Origin of the sequence: Neochlamydia sp. EPS4 (assembly GCF_000813665.1) — a bacterium.
Classification (GTDB): domain Bacteria; phylum Chlamydiota; class Chlamydiia; order Chlamydiales; family Parachlamydiaceae; genus Neochlamydia.
In genome coordinates, this window is record NZ_JSDQ01000028.1 from 1 (window position 1) to 18,333 (window position 18,333).

The 18,333-nt window shown below is 37.2% G+C and carries 15 protein-coding genes, 1 tRNA gene and 2 pseudogenes; 9 read left to right on the forward strand and 9 right to left on the reverse strand.

Translation table 11 applies throughout. The features are described from left to right. The first annotated feature begins 274 nt into the window (after positions 1–274). Positions 275–1,483 (forward strand): leucine-rich repeat domain-containing protein, encoded by a 1,209-nt coding sequence (locus DB42_RS01975; protein WP_202965062.1) that lies wholly within the window; start codon positions 275–277, stop codon positions 1,481–1,483. Positions 1,484–2,022: 539 nt separating this feature from the next. Continuing rightward, complete coding sequence (locus tag DB42_RS01985) at positions 2,023–2,607, forward strand: F-box protein (protein WP_044881508.1); 585 nt, start codon at positions 2,023–2,025, stop codon at positions 2,605–2,607. A gap of 166 nt (positions 2,608–2,773) precedes the next feature. Here the strand turns inward: DB42_RS01985 and DB42_RS11135 are convergent, their stop codons facing one another. After that, on the reverse strand, positions 2,774–2,935 hold the full coding sequence (locus tag DB42_RS11135) for a transposase (RefSeq protein WP_368665336.1): 162 nt from the start codon (positions 2,933–2,935) through the stop codon (positions 2,774–2,776). A 98-nt stretch (positions 2,936–3,033) separates the two neighbouring features. Here DB42_RS11135 and DB42_RS10785 point away from each other — a divergent pair. Continuing rightward, positions 3,034–3,963: pseudogene (locus DB42_RS10785) on the forward strand (IS982 family transposase). Between the two features lie 225 nt (positions 3,964–4,188). On the opposite strand, the gene DB42_RS11520 reads toward DB42_RS10785, so the two are convergent. Further along, positions 4,189–5,085: a DUF4116 domain-containing protein gene (locus tag DB42_RS11520; protein ID WP_044881509.1), complete on the reverse strand. Its 897-nt coding sequence runs from the start codon at positions 5,083–5,085 to the stop codon at positions 4,189–4,191. Between the two features lie 691 nt (positions 5,086–5,776). On the opposite strand from DB42_RS11520, the pseudogene DB42_RS02005 reads away from it, so the two are divergent. Further along, positions 5,777–6,124 (forward strand): annotated as a pseudogene (locus DB42_RS02005) (transposase); the annotation flags it as partial. Further along, entirely contained in the window at positions 6,051–6,323 is a 273-nt protein-coding gene (locus tag DB42_RS11805) for a transposase (RefSeq protein WP_162180741.1), read from the forward strand. The pseudogene DB42_RS02005 and the gene DB42_RS11805, both read left to right, overlap by 74 nt. A gap of 443 nt (positions 6,324–6,766) precedes the next feature. Here the strand turns inward: DB42_RS11805 and DB42_RS02010 are convergent, their stop codons facing one another. From DB42_RS02010 to ung, 3 genes are all read right to left on the reverse strand, one after another. Further along, positions 6,767–7,930, reverse strand: coding sequence for a hypothetical protein (locus DB42_RS02010; protein WP_044881511.1), 1,164 nt, complete (start codon positions 7,928–7,930; stop codon positions 6,767–6,769). 64 nt (positions 7,931–7,994) lie between these two features. After that, positions 7,995–8,393: a hypothetical protein gene (locus DB42_RS02015; protein WP_052435910.1), complete on the reverse strand. Its 399-nt coding sequence runs from the start codon at positions 8,391–8,393 to the stop codon at positions 7,995–7,997. A gap of 340 nt (positions 8,394–8,733) precedes the next feature. Beyond that, positions 8,734–9,423, reverse strand: coding sequence for a uracil-DNA glycosylase (gene ung / locus DB42_RS02020; protein WP_042241157.1), 690 nt, complete (start codon positions 9,421–9,423; stop codon positions 8,734–8,736). 206 nt (positions 9,424–9,629) lie between these two features. Between ung and DB42_RS02025 the strand changes: the two genes are divergently transcribed. After that, positions 9,630–9,884, forward strand: a complete 255-nt coding sequence (locus tag DB42_RS02025; protein WP_039386540.1) for a hypothetical protein — start codon at positions 9,630–9,632, stop codon at positions 9,882–9,884. 11 nt (positions 9,885–9,895) lie between these two features. Continuing rightward, positions 9,896–9,970, forward strand: a tRNA-Pro gene (locus tag DB42_RS02030). 624 nt (positions 9,971–10,594) lie between these two features. Here DB42_RS02030 and DB42_RS02035 read toward each other — a convergent pair. Beyond that, entirely contained in the window at positions 10,595–11,719 is a 1,125-nt protein-coding gene (locus DB42_RS02035) for a methyltransferase (RefSeq protein WP_044881512.1), read from the reverse strand. 664 nt (positions 11,720–12,383) lie between these two features. On the opposite strand from DB42_RS02035, the gene DB42_RS02040 reads away from it, so the two are divergent. Continuing rightward, positions 12,384–12,977, forward strand: coding sequence for a UDP-N-acetylglucosamine diphosphorylase (locus DB42_RS02040; RefSeq protein ID WP_238578972.1), 594 nt, complete (start codon positions 12,384–12,386; stop codon positions 12,975–12,977). A 49-nt stretch (positions 12,978–13,026) separates the two neighbouring features. After that, on the forward strand, positions 13,027–13,926 hold the full coding sequence (locus tag DB42_RS02045; protein ID WP_044881514.1) for a polyprenyl synthetase family protein: 900 nt from the start codon (positions 13,027–13,029) through the stop codon (positions 13,924–13,926). Positions 13,927–13,973: 47 nt separating this feature from the next. Here DB42_RS02045 and DB42_RS02050 read toward each other — a convergent pair whose 3' ends face one another. The 3 genes from DB42_RS02050 to recA form a co-directional block, all read right to left on the reverse strand. Continuing rightward, positions 13,974–14,846 (reverse strand): hypothetical protein, encoded by an 873-nt coding sequence (locus DB42_RS02050; RefSeq protein WP_044881515.1) that lies wholly within the window; start codon positions 14,844–14,846, stop codon positions 13,974–13,976. A 1,317-nt stretch (positions 14,847–16,163) separates the two neighbouring features. Continuing rightward, the gene (locus tag DB42_RS02055; RefSeq protein ID WP_044881516.1) at positions 16,164–16,397 is read right to left on the reverse strand and encodes a hypothetical protein; all 234 of its coding nucleotides are present in this window, start codon (positions 16,395–16,397) and stop codon (positions 16,164–16,166) included. 826 nt (positions 16,398–17,223) lie between these two features. After that, a complete protein-coding gene (gene recA, locus DB42_RS02060) occupies positions 17,224–18,294 on the reverse strand; it encodes a recombinase RecA (protein ID WP_044881517.1) in 1,071 nt (356 codons plus the stop codon). Positions 18,295–18,333: the final 39 nt, after the last annotated feature.

Sequence of the window (18,333 nt, forward strand, 5' to 3'; positions counted from 1 at the left end):
TAGGCTTTCTTTTTTGCCATGGCGTTTAATTCCTCTATTGTATGATAAAAAGCTACAAACATGGTTTCCTCCTTTCCAAACCTTTTCTCTCCCTAAATTATCCTCCTTATTTGAATTTAGAAAAAGGCTGTTTGCAATTCTCAACAGCTGCTACTTACGGAGTTCGTTTAAATGGTATAAGGATACGAATTCGTTTGACTTGCTTTTTTAATTTTTTTATATTGCCTCTAATAAATAAAAATGCTGAAAAGTCATTACTACCCAAGGAAATAAAATGCATCCTATCTCTTCGACCTCTATTGAAAGCTTGCCCAATGAATTGCTGCTCCCTATCTTAGAGGCTTGCGCAGCTCCTTCCTTATTTAGCGTCTGTAAAAGATGGCATCATCTGCTGGCCTCTGAAGTGATGCCTTCTCTTTATAAACGAATAGGTAAAGTACATGTTTCTAAAGGGGATATTAACAAGCAGGCTTTTATTTTAGATAGAATTTATAAGCTAGAAAGTAGACTTTCTGAAGGAGAAAAAGCTATGACAATCTTCAAGGAGGCCTTTACTCTAGCTAAATCCCTTGCTCCTGCGGAGCTAGAATTTAAATGGAAAACCCAGGAAAAAAGGTGTTTTACTTTGGCTAACTATGCCTCTTATCTTATAAATATTAATCGTCTGTTAATGTGGAAAGCACTGCCTGGTGGAGCGGCATACTTAAGTCAAGAAAAAATCAAGTATTTACCTTTAGAAAAACAAGGAGAGCTTTTTAGAGATTGGATTGCAGAAAGTTGTGGAAACATCGTGGATTTAGATTTATCTAGAGTAGGCTTAACTTATTTACCCTCAGAAATATGCCAGTTATCTAAGCTGCAAACCCTTGACTTAAATCAAAACCAGCTCACTGCTCTACCTGCAGAAATATGTCTGTTGTCTCAGCTGCGAGCGCTTGTCTTAAGCCAAAACCAACTCACTGCTCTACCTGCAGAAATATGTCAGTTGTCTCAGCTGCAAAGGCTTTACTTAAACCAAAACCAACTCACCAGCCTTCCTGCAGAAATATGCCAGTTATCTCAGCTGCAAATGCTTGAATTAAATCAAAACCAGCTTACCAGCCTTCCTACAGAAATATGCCAGTTATCTCAGCTACAATGGCTTGATTTAAGCCAAAACCAGCTTACCAGCCTTCCTGCAGAAATCGGACAGCTGTCTAATCTGGTACGGCTTCGCTTAAATCAAAATCAGCTCACCAGCCTTCCTGCAGAAATCGGGCAGCTATATCAGCTGCAAGAGCTTGATTTAAGAGAAAACCAGCTCACCAGCCTGCCTGCAGAAATAGGGCAGCTGTCTGAACTGCTATGGCTTTACTTAAACCAAAACCAGCTCACCAGTCTGCCTGTAGAAATCGGGCAGCTGTCTCAGCTTACCAAGCTTGAATTAGCGGAAAATCCTTTGAAAGATATCGCCGAAAAAATAAGGCAGCGTTTTCGATTGTAGAATAACCGTAAGTACTTTTTAAATGTGGGTGGGCTAAAATGAAATAAAAAACTTTTAGCCATCTTATCTTTAAACAAGTAATCCGCTTTCCTTCCCGCAACTAAGTAAGCTTAAGCTAACCTATACATTTATAATGACAAGAAGTTTCTCTCTTTTTCTGCAGATTGCTAGGCTGGGAGAACAGCCTTTGTTGATAGGAAGAAGCTAGGCGTATTGTATTCCATCATTCGTTAGAAGAATTAAAACATCGCACCAAAAAGAGCCATTTTTCTCAAATAAGGCACAGAATCAATCTCATTCTTTTAGCCAAATCAAAATTGCCGCGTCACTTAATCCCTAAAACCTGTGGCTGCTCCTGAACGTTTGGAAGGCCCCCCTTTCCTTAAATCTATCCGGAAAAAAACCGCCGGTGGCAGATAATTAAGGAGCTGTTTTTTATTAATGAGGATACAAATTCGTTTGGCTTGCTTTTTTAATTTTTTTATTTTGTCTTTAAGGAGTAAAAATGATAAAAGGTCATTACTACTCAAGGAGATAAAATGCATCCTATCTCTTCAGCCTCTATTGAAAGTTTGCCCAATGAATTGCTGCTCCCTATCTTAGAGGCCTGCACAGTTCCTTCCTTATTTAGCGTCTGTAAAAGATGGCATCATCTGCTGGCTTCTGAAGTCATGTCTTCTCTTTATAAAAAAATAGCCCAGCTTCACTTCCCCAGGAGAAATGCTACTACCCAGCGAACTCTTATGTTAGCTAAAGTTTATCAACTCAATCCTATACTTACCTCTACTGAAAAAGCTTATCAAGTTTTTACCTTAGCTAAATCTATTTCTCCTTTGGAATTTAAAGAGAAAACAGAAGAAAAAAGAGGCTTAACTCTGGCTAATTACGCTTCTTATCTCTTAAATATTAATCGCCTTTTACTTTGGAAAAAACTTCCTGGTGAGGAAAAATACTTGAGCCGAGAAGAAATCAAGCATTTGCTTCTAGAAAAAAAAGGAGAGCTATTTAAAGGTTGGATTGAAGAAAATTGTAAAAACATCACGGCTTTAGATTTATCTCAAATAAATTTGACTTATTTACCTCCAGAAATATGCCAGCGCGCTTTTAAATTACTCCTTACGTAATTAGACATACGATACAGCACATAAACTTTTCATCCTTTTTGGTTCTAAACACACCTTTCTCCAGAAAGGTATTGCCATCTTTTCTAGTTCTTTATACCCCCGATAAATACGATTAGACCAAAAATGGCTAGGCAAGTAATGCCATAGGTTTTACACAGGATTAAGCTTAAGGACTATAAGGAGGTAGAAAGAGTAGGTGAATATTGGAAGGAACTTTAAGCGTTTTACTAGTATGATAGCTAGCTCGGTCTAAAGTTAGCAAAGCATGGGAAGAAGCAGGCAGCGATTGGCTAACTTGCTTAAGCAAGAATTTCCACTCCTTGGCTATTTAACGCGAGTTATCGGATAAGGAAATAGTGGAAAAAAGGCCTTCACATGGCTTAAAAGTATTTTGTATGAGAAAAAACTTAAAGCTGGAAGGTCAAAATGATTGAAAAAGATATCCATTTATTAATCTCCATTTTTTGCGATGTAGATGATTTTTGTAAACAATTTGAGGTTGAATTGCGTATAATATTGGCTGAAAGCCATCACTGAGCACTCACTGAAAAGAGCAATAGAAGAAATAGAGGGTCGAAATTATCATTAAGTGAAGCGATGACTATTGTCATCATGTTTCATAGAAGTGGCTATAGAACCTTTAAAGATTACTATGTCCGGCAAGTTATTCCCTCTCTAAAAAAATACTTTCCTAATGTCCTTTCCTATCATAAGTTTATCACTTTAATGAAAACATGCTTGTTTCCTATTTTTGTTTATTCACAGGCTTGCTTGGGAGAATGTACAGGCATTTCGCTTGTCGATTCTACTCTATTGACAGTATGCCATACTCGTCGCATCCACTCCCATAGAGTTTTTAAAAAAATAGCAATAAGAGGAAAAACCTCTACAGGGTACTTTTATGGATTCAAACTCCATCTAGTGATTAATGATAGAGGGGAAATTCTTGCTTATATGTTAACGCCAGGAAATGTGGATGATCGTATCCCTGTTCCTAATCTGTCTAAAAACATTTTTGGCAAAATGTTTGCCGATAAGGGATATATATCCCGCCAGTTATTTATCAAGCTCTACGACAAAGGCTTATAAATTATTACCAGGCTTAAAAAAAACATGAAAAACAAGTTAATGTCACTGGTAGATAAGATTTTATTAAGAAAACGGGGCATCATTGAAAGCGTTAACAATAAATTGAAAAACTCTTGTCAAATCGAACATCATCGTCATCACAGCCCTTGGAATTTTTTTGTCAATCTAATCAGCGGAATAGTGGCCTATGCTTACGAGCCCTGTAAGCCCTGCATGCAATTTACTCGCATGGAAAAGCAAAAGTTAATGAGTTGGCTTACAGCTTAAGGCATGATTTGAAGCAGCCTTAGATTGCTTTCTTATCCGATAACTCGCGTTGATTTAAGATAGCTACCCTTAAGGCTAATTCATTTCGCAGAACCTCAGCTTTCTCCAAATTATTATTCGGGCAGTTGAAGATAGCAATCTCCAAGTTGCAAGATATATTGCTTATTGCTAGCACGCACAATCTCCTGATTATTCATATAACTTCACATGAGCGAAAGAAAAAGCTCAGCAATCTTCTTGCCCAGCGGCTAATACAATATCTTTACCATTCTTAAGCTCTTCGCTGACGAACTGAAGTGCCAAGCCATTTTGCTTAACGGCAGCAAGCACAACTTCTTTATTTTCTTTTAGTTCCTGGCTGGCGAACTGAAGTGCCAAGCCATTTTGCTTAACAGCAGCAAGCACAACTTCTTTATCTTCTTTTAACTCCCGGCTTGCGAACTGAAGTGCTAAGCCATTTTGCTTAACAGCAGCAAGCATAATCTCCTTATAATTCTTAAATTCTTCCTGTGTCAGCTCCAAATAATCCATTTGTAGTGCTTCACCTGTTCGTATGCTTGCTATAGTAGCATCCTTTAAGGCGTTTGCAATTTTAAAGGCTAAAGAACTGTAAAGCTTATTCATCTTCATCGATTCATCATAAAATGAAGTTATATTTTCATCTATTTGCTTGCGCCAAGCCATTGTTTGGGTTAATTGCTCAGCTGAGCTAGCTTTTATTTTTTCTAGCATTTCCCTTTCTTCTTTAATACTCAGTGTTCCTTTTTTTAAAGATTGCATAACTAATTTTTGACAATCTCTAGAAGGAGCTTGAATGGCTGTTTCATGAAATACAGATGCAAGGCATGAGGGATTTAAAGCAGGCGGTGGACTTTGAAAATTTGATTGTCCATTAACTACCGGGCTAGGAGATGTAGAGGCGGATGTATAAGAGGTAGGACGAAAGCTGGTGGGTTGAAAAGGACGAGGCTGAAAAGGACGAGGCTGAAAAGGACGAGGTTGAAAAGAGGACGAGGGGCTCCAGGTACGAGCATTCCAACTGCTGCCAGATTGTTGAGGCTCTGAGCTAGATGCTGTCGAACTACTAGTTGCGCCCGATTGTTCGTTATTGGTAGGTTGCATAATATTTCTCCTTTAAAAGTAGGTATTATTTAATGTTAAAAAGGGTAAATTAGCTATATAAGAAAAATTCATTTTTTCTCACAAAGTAAAATTTTTTAAATAAAGGGTTTGTTTTTACTGTTATGTAATTGCTTATATACACTTTCTTTATCATCCCGTAGTCTTATCCCCTTGGCTTATAATCTGCTATATAACTCATAAGCCTCATCCAAAATTAGCTATAAAAAACTTGAAGCTATTTTCGAGTAGATCATCTGTTTTTTATAAAGGTTATTTTAAATTTGAAAATCTATAAAAAAAGTTGGCATTCAATTTTATAACCTTTAATTAAAGGAAATAAAACATCCATAAAAGGAGTCTTATGAAAATAGGTTACTATAAGTTCTAATAAAATTAAATGAAACTATTAATAAAAAATATCAATAAGAAAATAGATTAGGTTAGATGCGGCGTTGTTGCGTAAATGGTAAGAAGTGTATGCGATAAGATTGCTCTTTAACGCTTAAGAGCTATAAAATTAGTTTGCTAAAACAAAAATATAGGCAAGCTATGGAAAAAAAGCTTACTTACCGTATATGTAATTGGTCCGAGTATAACAAAGCTTTAGTGCAAAGAGGAAGCATAACTTTATGGTTCTCGGATGGAACCATTAAAGGATGGAGGGAAAATAAAAGCTTAAGGAAAGAAGGGGCGCCCAAGAATTTACTCCGCTGACGCTATCTTATGCGCGTTGATGATTAGGGCCGTTTATCATTTGCCCTTTCGCACTTTGCGAGGATTTCTCTTGTCTCTGATTACTTTGCTGGCTTTGGGACTGCCTGTTCGTTGTTATACGCGCATTTGCAGACATGCTAAGGAGCTTGGGCAAGAGCTTAAAAAGCTAAGCCGTAAGCGTCCGACAGACATAGTTTTTGACTCCACTGGGGTGAAAGTTTATGGCGAAGGAGAGTGGAAAGTACGCCAGCATGGCAAAGCAGAGGACTTGGAGAAAGATTCACTTATGCGTTTGCCCAGACTCACACGAGATTATCTTGAGTGAGTTAACCTCGAGTAATGAAGCCGATGATTTAATAACGAACCAGATGAGCTCCAAGCTGCCAAAAAGCGTAAAAATCGTTTGTGGAGATGGCGCTTATGATAGACAAGCTTTCTATCGATCATCTTATGTTCGAGGCATAGATCCTGTGGTACCTACCAGAAGAGGAGGAAGGCTAAGCCAAGAGAGGGACAAACCTTAGATGAAAAAAGAAATGATAACTTAAAAGTCATTCAAAGCTTGGGAGGCGATAATGAGGTTAGGCAGCTTTGGAAGAAGCTTTGTGGCTATCATAGAAGATCGCTTGCCGAAACGGCGATGTACCGCTTTAAAAGAAGCTTTGGAGGAGACTTTCGCTCTAGGAAATTAGCCTCAGCAAGCAGAATTATATGCTAAATCTTTGGCTATGAATAGGACGACAAAGCTTGGAATGCCCCAAAGGGCAGTGGGTGCTAACTTAGGGATAGTACTTAACAGACGAGCTATTAGATCATTTACGTAACAAGGCCTGCCAGTTAATGACACATATCCTTATTTAAGCTAGCACTAAAAGAAAATTCACGATTTTTTTAAATAGGTGCGGTAAAGAATTTTTTTAGGTTAAAACAGGTCAGCCTAAGTATCTGCTACAGCTATAGAAGGCTTTTAAACTGTCAGAGCAAATAGGCTAATATCATCATGATAACGCGGGCTGGCTACGTCAAAAGTATGATATTTAATATATCTAGATTGGTTAGCTGATTGTATGTCGTCTTCACGACGCATACTTGTATCGGATACTCTCTTTGTGAATTCTTTGCCCTTATCAATAATTTTATCTTTAAAATTTTCTAATAGATTAGATGGCATGCTGCTTGGGATAATTTCCGTGCATTCTTCTAAAGTTAAATATTCACCAATTCCATCGGAAAAGCCAATAATGGTATCCCCCGGACTAATGGGGGTAGTGTGCACATTAATTGTGCCGCTTCCTAAGCCAAAATCAGGCCTAGAGGTAGCTAAAGAGGTATCAAAGGTTCCATTTGCTTTTTTAATGACAATCATCGTGTCTGCTAGCTCTACGCTGAGTAAATAGTAACTGGAGCCAATTTTAATAGTTTGAGCAAAACTAATAGCGGGATGATAAGAGAGGTCTTCAAAAGTACTGGAATTTTTATGGATAGGCCGCGAATCTGAAGTTAAGGTCCGCGCCAATTGTCCAAGTTGATCTGTTAAGAATTGTTGTGCCGATTCAATTGTTTTGAACTTACGCGTCTCTAGAGCTTGCTCATAAGACTGGGTAAAGTTTCGCAATAACTCTTGTAATACGGGTTGCATATACGGATTATTATGCCCTGCGCCATCTACCACATAACCAAAGCCTAGTCTTCCATTCGAGTAGCTGAAATCCGCATTTCCATCTAATCCATCCTCCCGTGAATGATAAGTCGTTTCTTTTGAAAAGAAGGCATCACTACACATAGGCACATGCTTTTCAAAAGCATTTAAAACAGAATTTGGAACATGAGAGAAAGCGTGGATATAGTTACTATTGTAATGTAAGCATTTTCCAATGAGTTTTTGGTAAAAAAGTATCTGATTTGCAGGAGTTAACTTTTGATTGATTTCCTCGTTATGATGGCTGATGAAATTAGCTATATTATTAAGGTTAAGAGGCCCGCATCCAAACCATGCCGCTATTCTGTGGAAAATGGATGTTTGCCTTAAAGGAACAAATCGTAGTGAATTTTCATTCAAAGTCACCATATATTTTTCAGAAGAATCGTTCAAAAAATTTTCAATATGAGTGGTATCAAAGTTTATACGCATATCTTAGTCCTACAAGAGTAAATATAAACATTTCTTTCTTTATAATTAGGAAGAAAACTTAAAGTTATACACGCACATGTATTAAGTCGTTCTGGTCCTGTTCGTCTAAATAAACTCTCCATCCATAGGCAAGGCTTGCAAAGTCTTCCATTAAAAGTGCAAAACTTTGCGCATTCATTTGTTGTAATAAGCCTAAATAATTCAAATCGACATGATATTGGTTTTCATTGACGGAAAGGAAAGTTTTAATAGAGGCACGACTCCAAGGAGCTTTTCTTGCAATCCCATTCCTTACACTTTTTGGAATAAAATTATCTCCCTTATAAACCCTAGTAGTTAAAAATATTTTCGAAGCCCCATCAAAAACTTTTATTCCTAGCTCATTTTCATTTAACTGGAGATGTAAGACCTGATCGTGATCTAACTTTTGAAAAATCTTTTTTAGATCCTGCTCAATTATCATAAATTTACCCAAACTTTAAAAGATTAAGAAGCAGAAAAATTTACTACTAAGCGATAGAGCTCTTTAATATATTATAATAAATAACACATCTTTATTTCAATTAAACTATACACAAATTAATTTTTTATTAAAAAACTTTTCTTCAGCATTTTTGTTAAAACAAAGCATTCTTCTTTTTTTTCAAAACTTATTAAGTTTTCCCGTGAGATAGAGGAATCTTCTTGCCGTTTTTAAAAATAAAGCATTTAGCTACCTTAGGAGTTAGCAAAGATTTACTAGATTCTTTTATAAAATTTTTGATTTTATAGAAGAAATAATCAGCAACTTGCATGCCATTATTTTATGGTATAGCCCAATCAATAGGTTCTTGTTTTTTGGTGCGCAATATGTCATTGACTTTAGAAAAATGACGGCATCCAAAGAAACCTTGTTGAGCTGCATAAGGCGAGGGATGGGCTGCCATTAAAATGTGATGCTTTTTTTCCTCATGGCTAGCAATGATATGACGACATTTCTCTTGTGCCGACTTTCCCCATAAGATAAAAATTAAATTTTCCTTGCCATTTACTAAATGTTCAATGACCGCATCGGTAAAACGTTCCCAGCCCTTTCCGTGGTGCGACAGGGGCTCCCCTTGCCGAACAGTGAGAGTAGCATTCAATAATAAAACACCTTGTTCAGCCCAATGGATTAAGCATCCATGCTTAGGTATAGGTATTTGGACATCTGCATTAAGCTCCTTAATGATATTTTGCAAAGAGGGGGGAGGACGGACACCTTCAGGAACGCTAAAAGAAAGTCCATGCGCTTGGCGGGGTCCATGATAGGGATCTTGCCCCATAATAACTACTCTGACAGACTCATACGGCGTCATGCGAAAAGCATTAAAGACTAATTCACGTGGAGGAAAAACGTTGAAACCTTGAAATCTTTCTCGTTCTACAAATGCTTCTAATTCTTGTAAATAGGGCTTTTGTAATTCGTCTTTTAAAGCTTTTTGCCAAGACAATCCAAGTTCAAATCCTGTCATAATCTTCTCCTAATTTAAAAGAAATTAACAAACCTTTTCAAATGTCACTAGTAAAACTTATAAAGTTTCTTTCCTCTATGCTTTTGATGCTTATCCTAAGCACTAATCTTTTTGCTAAAAAGTTTTCCCGGCCCTCTATCATCTTTTTAAAAACATTGACGATAAAGGAAGAAGGTCTTTATCATATGGCCTTTTAAAGGATACATATGATGAATATAGCTGAAAACAATTTAATTCGTTTTATCAATATATCAAAGAAAAAAGATGGAATTTTTGCCAACTTTAAAGTAAAAGGATTGAGAGGGGGTACCTCCTTTAGCGCTTCTATTTCTGTAGATATAAGTGCCGCTGAAGTAGACCCAACTGATCCTTTGGAAAAAATTATCGAACATTGTGCTCGTATGGCTGTCAGAGATTTCAAAAAAACTGAAATGCAATTCGAAGGCATGACGGCAAATTAATCATTTCTTATCTGAGTGTAGCGCAGCTTGGCTAGCGCACTTGCATGGGGTGCAAGGGGTCGGAGGTTCGAATCCTCTCACTCAGATTCTTATTCCTCTTTACTAAAAATTTTTGTATTTAGAAGTAATGCAAGCGCATTAAAGCTTTATTTTTAAATTATTTCTTCCTTTATTACGCTGTTTAAGACATTTCATAGATAGGCAGCTTCGCTTAAAGATTTCTTCTTTAACTTTTACTGCAATATGCCTGAGCCCAAGAGGCTTATCAAGCTATAGAAATGATATTATCATTAAAAAGATGAGGCTTTTTGAACCACCCTTCATAGATTTATAAGTTAAAAAAATTACGACCTTGCGTGAAGAGATTCTGCGTATAAAGATTTGATTTTCCCCTTCATGGTAAAGTAGGTAGACTTTTCAAAGCATATAAGAATGCTTATATGGGGAAGATAAAAATTAAAAATTAAGAAGGGAATAAAGAGACATGTGCTACGACTGCAAAGCAGTGTAGATAAGTAAGGGCTTCTTCATATAGCCTTGCTTTATAAGCCTTTAAAACTAGCTTATCGCTACTCAAGAAAGAGCTTTGCACGTTAAAGTGTCAAAAAAGCTTAGTCACCACCCAGCCTTCGGAAAGCTGCCTCTCTACTTAATGAAAGCGATTTTATAAAGTACAAGGCTGCATAAGGAGTAGCTGGAAAGTGTATTATTTATTTTTTCTTAAATTTTGCTACGACTTCTAATTGGTTGGTACCAGGAAAAAATAAATAAGCTTGAGCACAGATAAGTTGCCAGCTCTTTGCTAGTTCTTTACAATCGTGTTTAAAAGAGTTCCAACCACAGCTAATGTAGTGCAGTTCCTGAGGAAATTCATTTTCAAGCAAAGCACTAAGCAAGGAGCGATCTAAGCCCTTACGCGGAGGATCTACAATGACTACATTTGCATGATTTAATAGTTCTGTATGAGAGGAAGAGGAACCTGAAACTAAAGAAATATGAGAAAAACCTTGGTGCTGACGAGCTTTTTCAAAAGAAATTTGGGCCCAAGGGTTAATTTCACAGCATTCAATCTTCTCAGCTTTCTTTGCTAATGAAAAACCTATCACCCCCACGCCAGCGTAGTATTCAACAATTTTTTCCTTAGCTATTAGGCTACTTTTCAAATCATTTAACAACCTTTCAAATACAGCTAAATTGGCTTGGGCGAAGTTGGCTGGATGAAAGCAAACCTTAGCGCCCGCAAGCGTTTCCCACAAGTCTTCTTCGCCTTCTACTAACACCCATTCTTTGCCAAATATTACATTTGTTCTCTGCTGATTCCAGTTAATCCATATTGAATGCCATCCATCGGGATTTAGCTCCCATAAAAGCTTGGCCGCTAAAAGCTCTTCTCTTCCACCAGAAGCATTTAGAACTAAAGAAAGCTGTACACGTCCGCTTGACCTATTAACAACACACTGGACATAACGCAACAGCCCTTCCTGTGTGATTTCATTATAAGGCTTGATTTTATTAGCTTTGATCCATGTTTTTAATTTTTCAACGGCTTGGTTAATTGAAGGATGATGCACTTGGCATAAGGGTATATCTACTACTTGATGGGTTCCATTTTCATAGAGGCCGATAAGAGGGTTTTCAGCAGAGCCTCTCACTGCCAGCTTAGCACGGTAACGCCATTTCACCACTTGCTCAGAATAGTAATTAAAAGGCACGCTGTGTTCAGAAAAAAAGTTCTGAACTTCTTCTAAAAGAGGGGGATGATCGACATCTTTATTGATCGTACAACCTGAACAGATAGCAAAATGAGGACAATGGATATCTTTATAAGTATTCATGAAAAAATTTGTAAAAAGTGTAAACTAGTGGGTCCTTAGAGCTTTTTAATAGCTATTCTCCAAAATTTGATATTCAAATACCTGAAGGGAGAATTAGCTACTTGAGGAAAAAGATTATAAGTCTCTTTAGTAGATTAGAGAAAGAAGATCCATCCATTAAGTCGTTAATTTTTTTTCTCTCCCTTATGGATAAGCCGCGCTCCAATGCCAAAAAAAAATTTTTTAGCTTGGAAAAAAGCAAAAAAATTTAATTTTTAAGAAATAAAGGAAAAAAATTTTCTGTTCATAAGTAGGGTGATTTAGGTTCATGAATTTGTGTATAGGCCTGTCGATAAGCTTAAATTGTTATTAACTGGCCGCTTTTCAACACTCTATCAACAACTTATCAACAGACTTAGAACAGAAGTAAATAGATAGGGTTATCTACATTTCCACACCTTAAGAGGAAGAAGAATAAATTTATTAAGAACTATATTCTTCTTTAGTTTAAAGATGCTTAAAATTATTATTTGCTTTTCTTGTCTACAAGAATAGTCTTGTATTCTTCGTTTTTTTTTATTATACCTTTAAGCTATGAATAATTTTTCGCCTGACTATTTTTTTTGATCTTACTACCTTTGCGCATGCTAGACTTTTTAAGAGTTGTACTTTTGTATGGAACGCTTTGTCTCTTATCCCCTCTTACCTGCAAACTCTTGCGTTAGGAGAAATTGAAGCTCCTGTTCCACAGGGAACTTATTTGGTAAATCCTCATTTAATTTCTATCGGTCACGGTACTATTATTGAACCTGGTGCTTATATTAAAGGTCCTTGTATCATTGGCCAAAATTGTAGTGTGCGTCATGGTGCCTACATTCGAGGCAACTTTATTGCTGGAAATGAATGTGTAATTGGCCATGCTACCGAGGTGAAAAATGCTATCATGTTTGACAAGGCTCAAGCTGGCCATTTTGCTTACCTTGGTGATACCATTTTGGGCTCGCGTGTAAATTTAGGTGCTGGAACAAAATGTGCTAATCTGAGATTAAATCGTCAAAATGTTTCTATCTATTTAGATGGAGACTTCATTGAAACAGACTTAAAAAAATTTGGTGCTATTATAGGCGATGATTCGCAAGTAGGTTGTAATTCTGTAACCAATCCCGGAACTTTATGGGGCAAACAGGTGATCTGTTATCCATGTGTAAATGCAGGAGGATATATAGCTTCCCATCAACTTATTCGCTCATCTCAAAAAGCGATCGTTACTCCACTTTAAAAGTCTTGCTATAAAATTTATTATTAAAATTACTTAAAGCTTACTGTCTATGATTAAAAATGATCCTTTTTCTTACATTTTAGCACCCTACCAGCTCTCTTTCGAATCAAGCTTGCGTCAAGCTATCCCTCTGCTAGGTCCTAAAACAAACTTGCGTGACGTCTGTGAGTATGCCTTAATGAATGGTGGTAAGCGTTTTCGCCCTTTTTTGGTACTAGTAATTGCTAAAGCTTTGAATGCCTCAGTAGATGTATCTTTTGCAGCTCTTGCTGTTGAGTTTTTCCATACCGCTTCTTTATTGGCGGACGATTTGCCCTGTATGGATAACGATGATGTGCGAAGGGATAAGCCTAGTGCTCATAAAGTCTATGGAGAATCTCTCGCATTATTAGCTAGTTATGCTTTAATTGCTTCGGGGTATGAGTTTCTTGCTAAGAATGCAAAAGTACTAAGCTTATCGCGAGCACTTCATTCTGCCCATAGTGATAGAATTTGCCTTCTTGCTCTAGAAAATTGCTCATTTAATACAGGTCTTTTGGGGGCTACAGGGGGGCAATTTTTAGATATCTATCCTCCTGATCTAAAAATAAATACCCTAAAAGAAATTATTCGGATGAAAACGGGCACTTTATTTGAGATTTCTTTTGTCTTAGGATGGTTGTATGGAGGAGGAGCTTTAGATAAACTTACAGATATAAAAAAAGCTGCTTATCATTTTGGCATGGCTTTTCAAATTGCTGATGATTTTGGAGATGTCGAGCAAGATGCTCATCAAGGGAAGTTAATCAACTTGGTAGCCAAGTGTGGTAGAGAAGATGCTTTTAAAATGTTTTTAGAGGAAATAGAGGCGTTTAAAGTGATAAGCCAGCAGCTTAATCTGGATGTCCCTGAGTTAAGCACTTTATGTGACTTGCTTACTTCACAAATCAATTCGGAAAAAGTTGAATAAAGCGCGGAAAATCCCGCGCTAGTTTGTTTAGGTGAAACGTAGAGCTTTTAATCTTCCTTCAGCAAGTTTGCATAGCGCTCATGAGTCGCTTTTAGCTTAACAAGAATAGTTTTTATTTCCTCTGAAGAGATAGAAGCTTCTTTTAAAAAACCTTCCGTAAGCTTAATCGCTTTTTTGGATTCTTTTTTTAATGCTTCGGGTTCTAGGTCATTAGCGATTGACTCTAATAACAGGTCCAAGTTATCCCTTGCCATGAGCGAACTCCTATTCTCTTCATCGCTACTTAAAGGGTTAATGTAGTTGCTTAGAGCTTCTCGTAGAGCTGTTAATTCTTCATGCAGCTTACCTGGTAGAATTTTCATCTCTTCTTCTCTATTAAAATCTCTAAGCTTTTTTTCTTGAGCTTGATTGATAAAATCTGTTTCGGCAATTAAAACATCTGCACAAATATTATTTAACTGATCTACATTAGTTCCAATCTCATTTAGATAGTTTGCATTTTCTGAATTAAACTTGGTGGTATCAATTTTTTCCAATATCTCATTTATTTTCATTGCATGGGTTTTAACCGCTAAGGTTAAAAGATAATTTGCCTGATGAAACGAGTAATTATCTATTTCCTGTTCAGAAGAATTTAATTGGATTTCTACATTAGATTCTTGCATCGCACCTTTAAGTTTTATAACACTAGTGCTAAGCAGTCTTAATGTCTCGGAAAACTTATCATTCCTATATTGCTCGCCAGAAATCCAATGTCCTGTTCTAATGCTCTTTATCAAGCTATTTAAACTATCCTTAATTATGTTCCATGTATGACCTTTCCAGGAGGCGCCTTGCTTAGGCATGCTATTTAAGCTCCCTAGGATTTTATTCATTTCAAGGTCTTTTACTTCTTCTACTCTGCGCATAGGACTACTCATCTCTTTCTCCTTAAATTAATAGATTACTAATAAAAATATATAATTACATTGTATAATAAACTATCAATTATATGATACATTTATTATTAAATGTTTTGTTTAGTTTTGTTTGAGATAAGCTAATTAATTAAATAAGGTAGGGGTTTTAAAATAATAAAAATTAAAAAGATTTGGCAATTGGGATTAATGGCTGTGCCTCGAAATGATGTAACCCTCCTTCTGTCTAAAGTGTAGTCTCCTATTATGCTTTGTCATCTAAGTTAGTACCCGTTGGCCAGGAGGCATTTTAATTTTTGCCAGCTTATTTATAATCGCTGTTCTGAATATATAAGGTTCGTCTCTGACGAGCTAGTCTCCCTGTGCGAGGAGCTTCTGCCGAGAATTTTTTGCCATGTTTTTTAAAGCGAAGGCATTCCTGCTCCAGCAAGCAATCTGCTAGGATAGCAGCAGAGCTTTTTCTAAAGCTGCCTAGCTTTATCGCCTACTCCTAAGCCTTTAACAACTTTTAAAGCATCACTTCTCTTGTTTTTGTTGGGCTTGCCCGTCTTCTGGCTTTAACCTTCCTCGTCCTGAAGGCACTAAAGAGTCTATATACCTCGCCTATAAGATAAAGGGAACGAAGGTTGCTTGTAAGCAGCATCTCCATGAACATTCTTTGGTAGCTTAAAGGATCATCTCGTTAGCCACTCAATCATCCGTTTTGTTGCTATCTGCTGCTGGTAATTTACTTGATAAATAATCTCATGCAGGTCTAGGTAAATAAGTAGCCCTTCGTCTAAATTCTCCATTTGCCATTATCAGGCTGATGCATTTTCCACTCTTTCTTCGCTTTACCCTTAGAAGAATCACAGGCTACATCCTGTTGGACGCTTATGATCTAAATTCTTCCAAGCTATTGTCCAAGCTCTTTAGCGCGCCTACAGATGCAAGTATGGGCTCAGCAAGTAACAAATAGCTCAACGTCGGCAAGGCAATCTATTAAGAAGGACGCATGCGCTTGTAGATGCAAGAAAAGAGCTGACAAGCCCTCTAGGCATTTTAGGTAATAGGTAATCCATGCCATCATTTACATTTTAAGCGCAGACTGTCAATAAACTGATTTGCGATCTTTCCCCTTATAAACCGGTTTATTTTTTAAATAGGGCTGGAAATAGATAATTTACTCGAGCAAATTGTTCGCTTTTAATACTCTTTCAATTACCTCTTTCTGCAATTGAGCATACGATACAACACATCATCCTCTTTTCGTTTAGGCAATCCTTCTCCCCAAAGCTATCGCCATCTTTTATAGCCTTTTGTAATTCTGATGGGCACCATTCAACCATTAACGGCTAAGTAAATTGCGCCACAGTTTTCAATCGGTTCAAGCTTAAGGGCTATATAAGGAGGCTGGAAGAAAAGGTGAATGGTAAGAGGAAGTTTAATGGCTTTGCTAATAGGATAATTGGCTCGGCCTAAAATTAGTAAGCCATGAAGAGAAGATGGTAGCGATTGACACCTCTGCTCAAGAAGAAACCCTATTTTTTGGCTATTTAGGAATTGCAGAATCATTTCTTTGGCTCTCCCTTAACGTAGGTAAACAGCCCTAGCTACATCTATGATTGTTATACTCTCTTTACTTTAACAGCTTCTAGCCATGTTTCTTTTTTGCCATGGCGCTTTAAGAGGTTACAAATATAATTCCTTCTTTTCCCAACTCTTCTATCTCTATCGATCTCTTTTTTATTTGGAGTTAGGAAAAGGCTGTTTGTAATCTCAATAATTACACCTTACGTAGTTTTTCTATACGGATATTAACATTTATTTAGGACGATCGCTTCGCCAGAAATTTGGACAAGCTAGCAAACTCTAATGCAGCTGTAGCCTATAAATAAAGTATTAAGGCAGCTGAAAAAATGGCTAGGGCAATAAGAAAATAATAAAGCTACAGGCTAGAGGATCAATAGGGACGGTTAATGGATGCCTTGGTAAGCCATGAAGCCTGCATTGATGGAGACGAATCAAAAGCTTTGTTTTATTTTTCCAACGTAAAGTCGGTAGGCCAAAGTAAATATTTACCGATAGGATATAGCGCGAAATAGGTAAAGTTAGAAGCAGCCTTACATTCTCTTAACTTAACATTTATATGCTTAAAAAAACTATAGACGCTTGAAAAATTAAGGCAGTATACCCAACCCTCTGAAAGCTGTTCTATCAGCTAAGGAGCTTTCACTTATAAAACATGCGACTGCAGAAGGAGCTTCTTAAGAACGTACTATTAAAAATTGAAGGGGGAAGATTTTATTTGAAAAAGGTGAAATGCAAAAAGGACTTTTGCCAAAGTAGGCAAAAGTCCTAAATGAAAAGGGCCCTAAGCCTTGCGGCTTAAAGATTACAATTAAACTTCCATAAGCTCTGCTAAAGATTCTTCAGATTCGGAGGCTTTACTTGTTTTGGCTGCAATCTTATTATTAAGATGCTCTAATACTAAAGTTTCCAGCTCTTCTAGCAACTTGGTATTATTCTTAAGCTCTTCTCTAACGGCTTCTCTACCTTGCCCTAGACGTTGGCCTTTGTAGCTAAACCACGCACCCTTTTTATCTACAATATTGTATTCAGCTGCCATGTCAATAACTGTTCCGGTGCGAGAAATGCCCTCGTTGAACAGAATATCAAACTCAGCAGTTAAGAAGGGAGGGGCCATTTTATTTTTTGCTACTTTGACTCGTACGCGATTACCAATCTCTACATTTTCATTTCCTTTAATTCCTGCTGTGCGGCGAATATCCAAGCGTACAGAAGAATAAAATTTTAAAGCTCTTCCCCCTGTGGTGGTCTCAGGGTTGCCATACATGACCCCAATCTTCTCACGAATTTGGTTAATAAAAATAGCGCAAGTGTTGCTTTTAGCTAGAGCAGATGTTAGCTTCCGTAAAGCTTGGGACATCATACGTGCTTGCAAACCTACGTGAGTATCGCCGATTTCCCCCTCAAGCTCTGATTTAGGCACTAAGGCTGCTACAGAGTCGATGATAATTACATCGATAGCATTCGAACGAGCTAATGCTTCCGCAATGTTCAAAGCTTCTTCTCCACTATCAGGTTGGGAAATTAATAGATTATCAATATTAACCCCGATCTTAGTCGCATAGCCAGGGTCTAAAGCATGCTCTGCATCAATATAAGCCGCTACACCACCATTACGTTGCGCATTAGCAACTATATGTAATGCTAAAGTAGATTTACCTGAAGATTCAGGCCCATAAATTTCCACTACGCGTCCTCTGGGAACTCCCCCAATGCCTAAAGCTACATCTAAAGAAAGGGCGCCAGTTTTAATTACACTAATTTCTCGCTCGGAAGAGTGTTTGCCGAGCGACATAATGGCACCATCGCCAAATTGCTTTTTAATTTGGCTAACTGCCAAATCGAGTGCTTTTTTACGTTCTGCATCGTTAGCTTGAGCCATAATAATCTCCAATTTTAATAAAAATCCAAAGAAAGAATA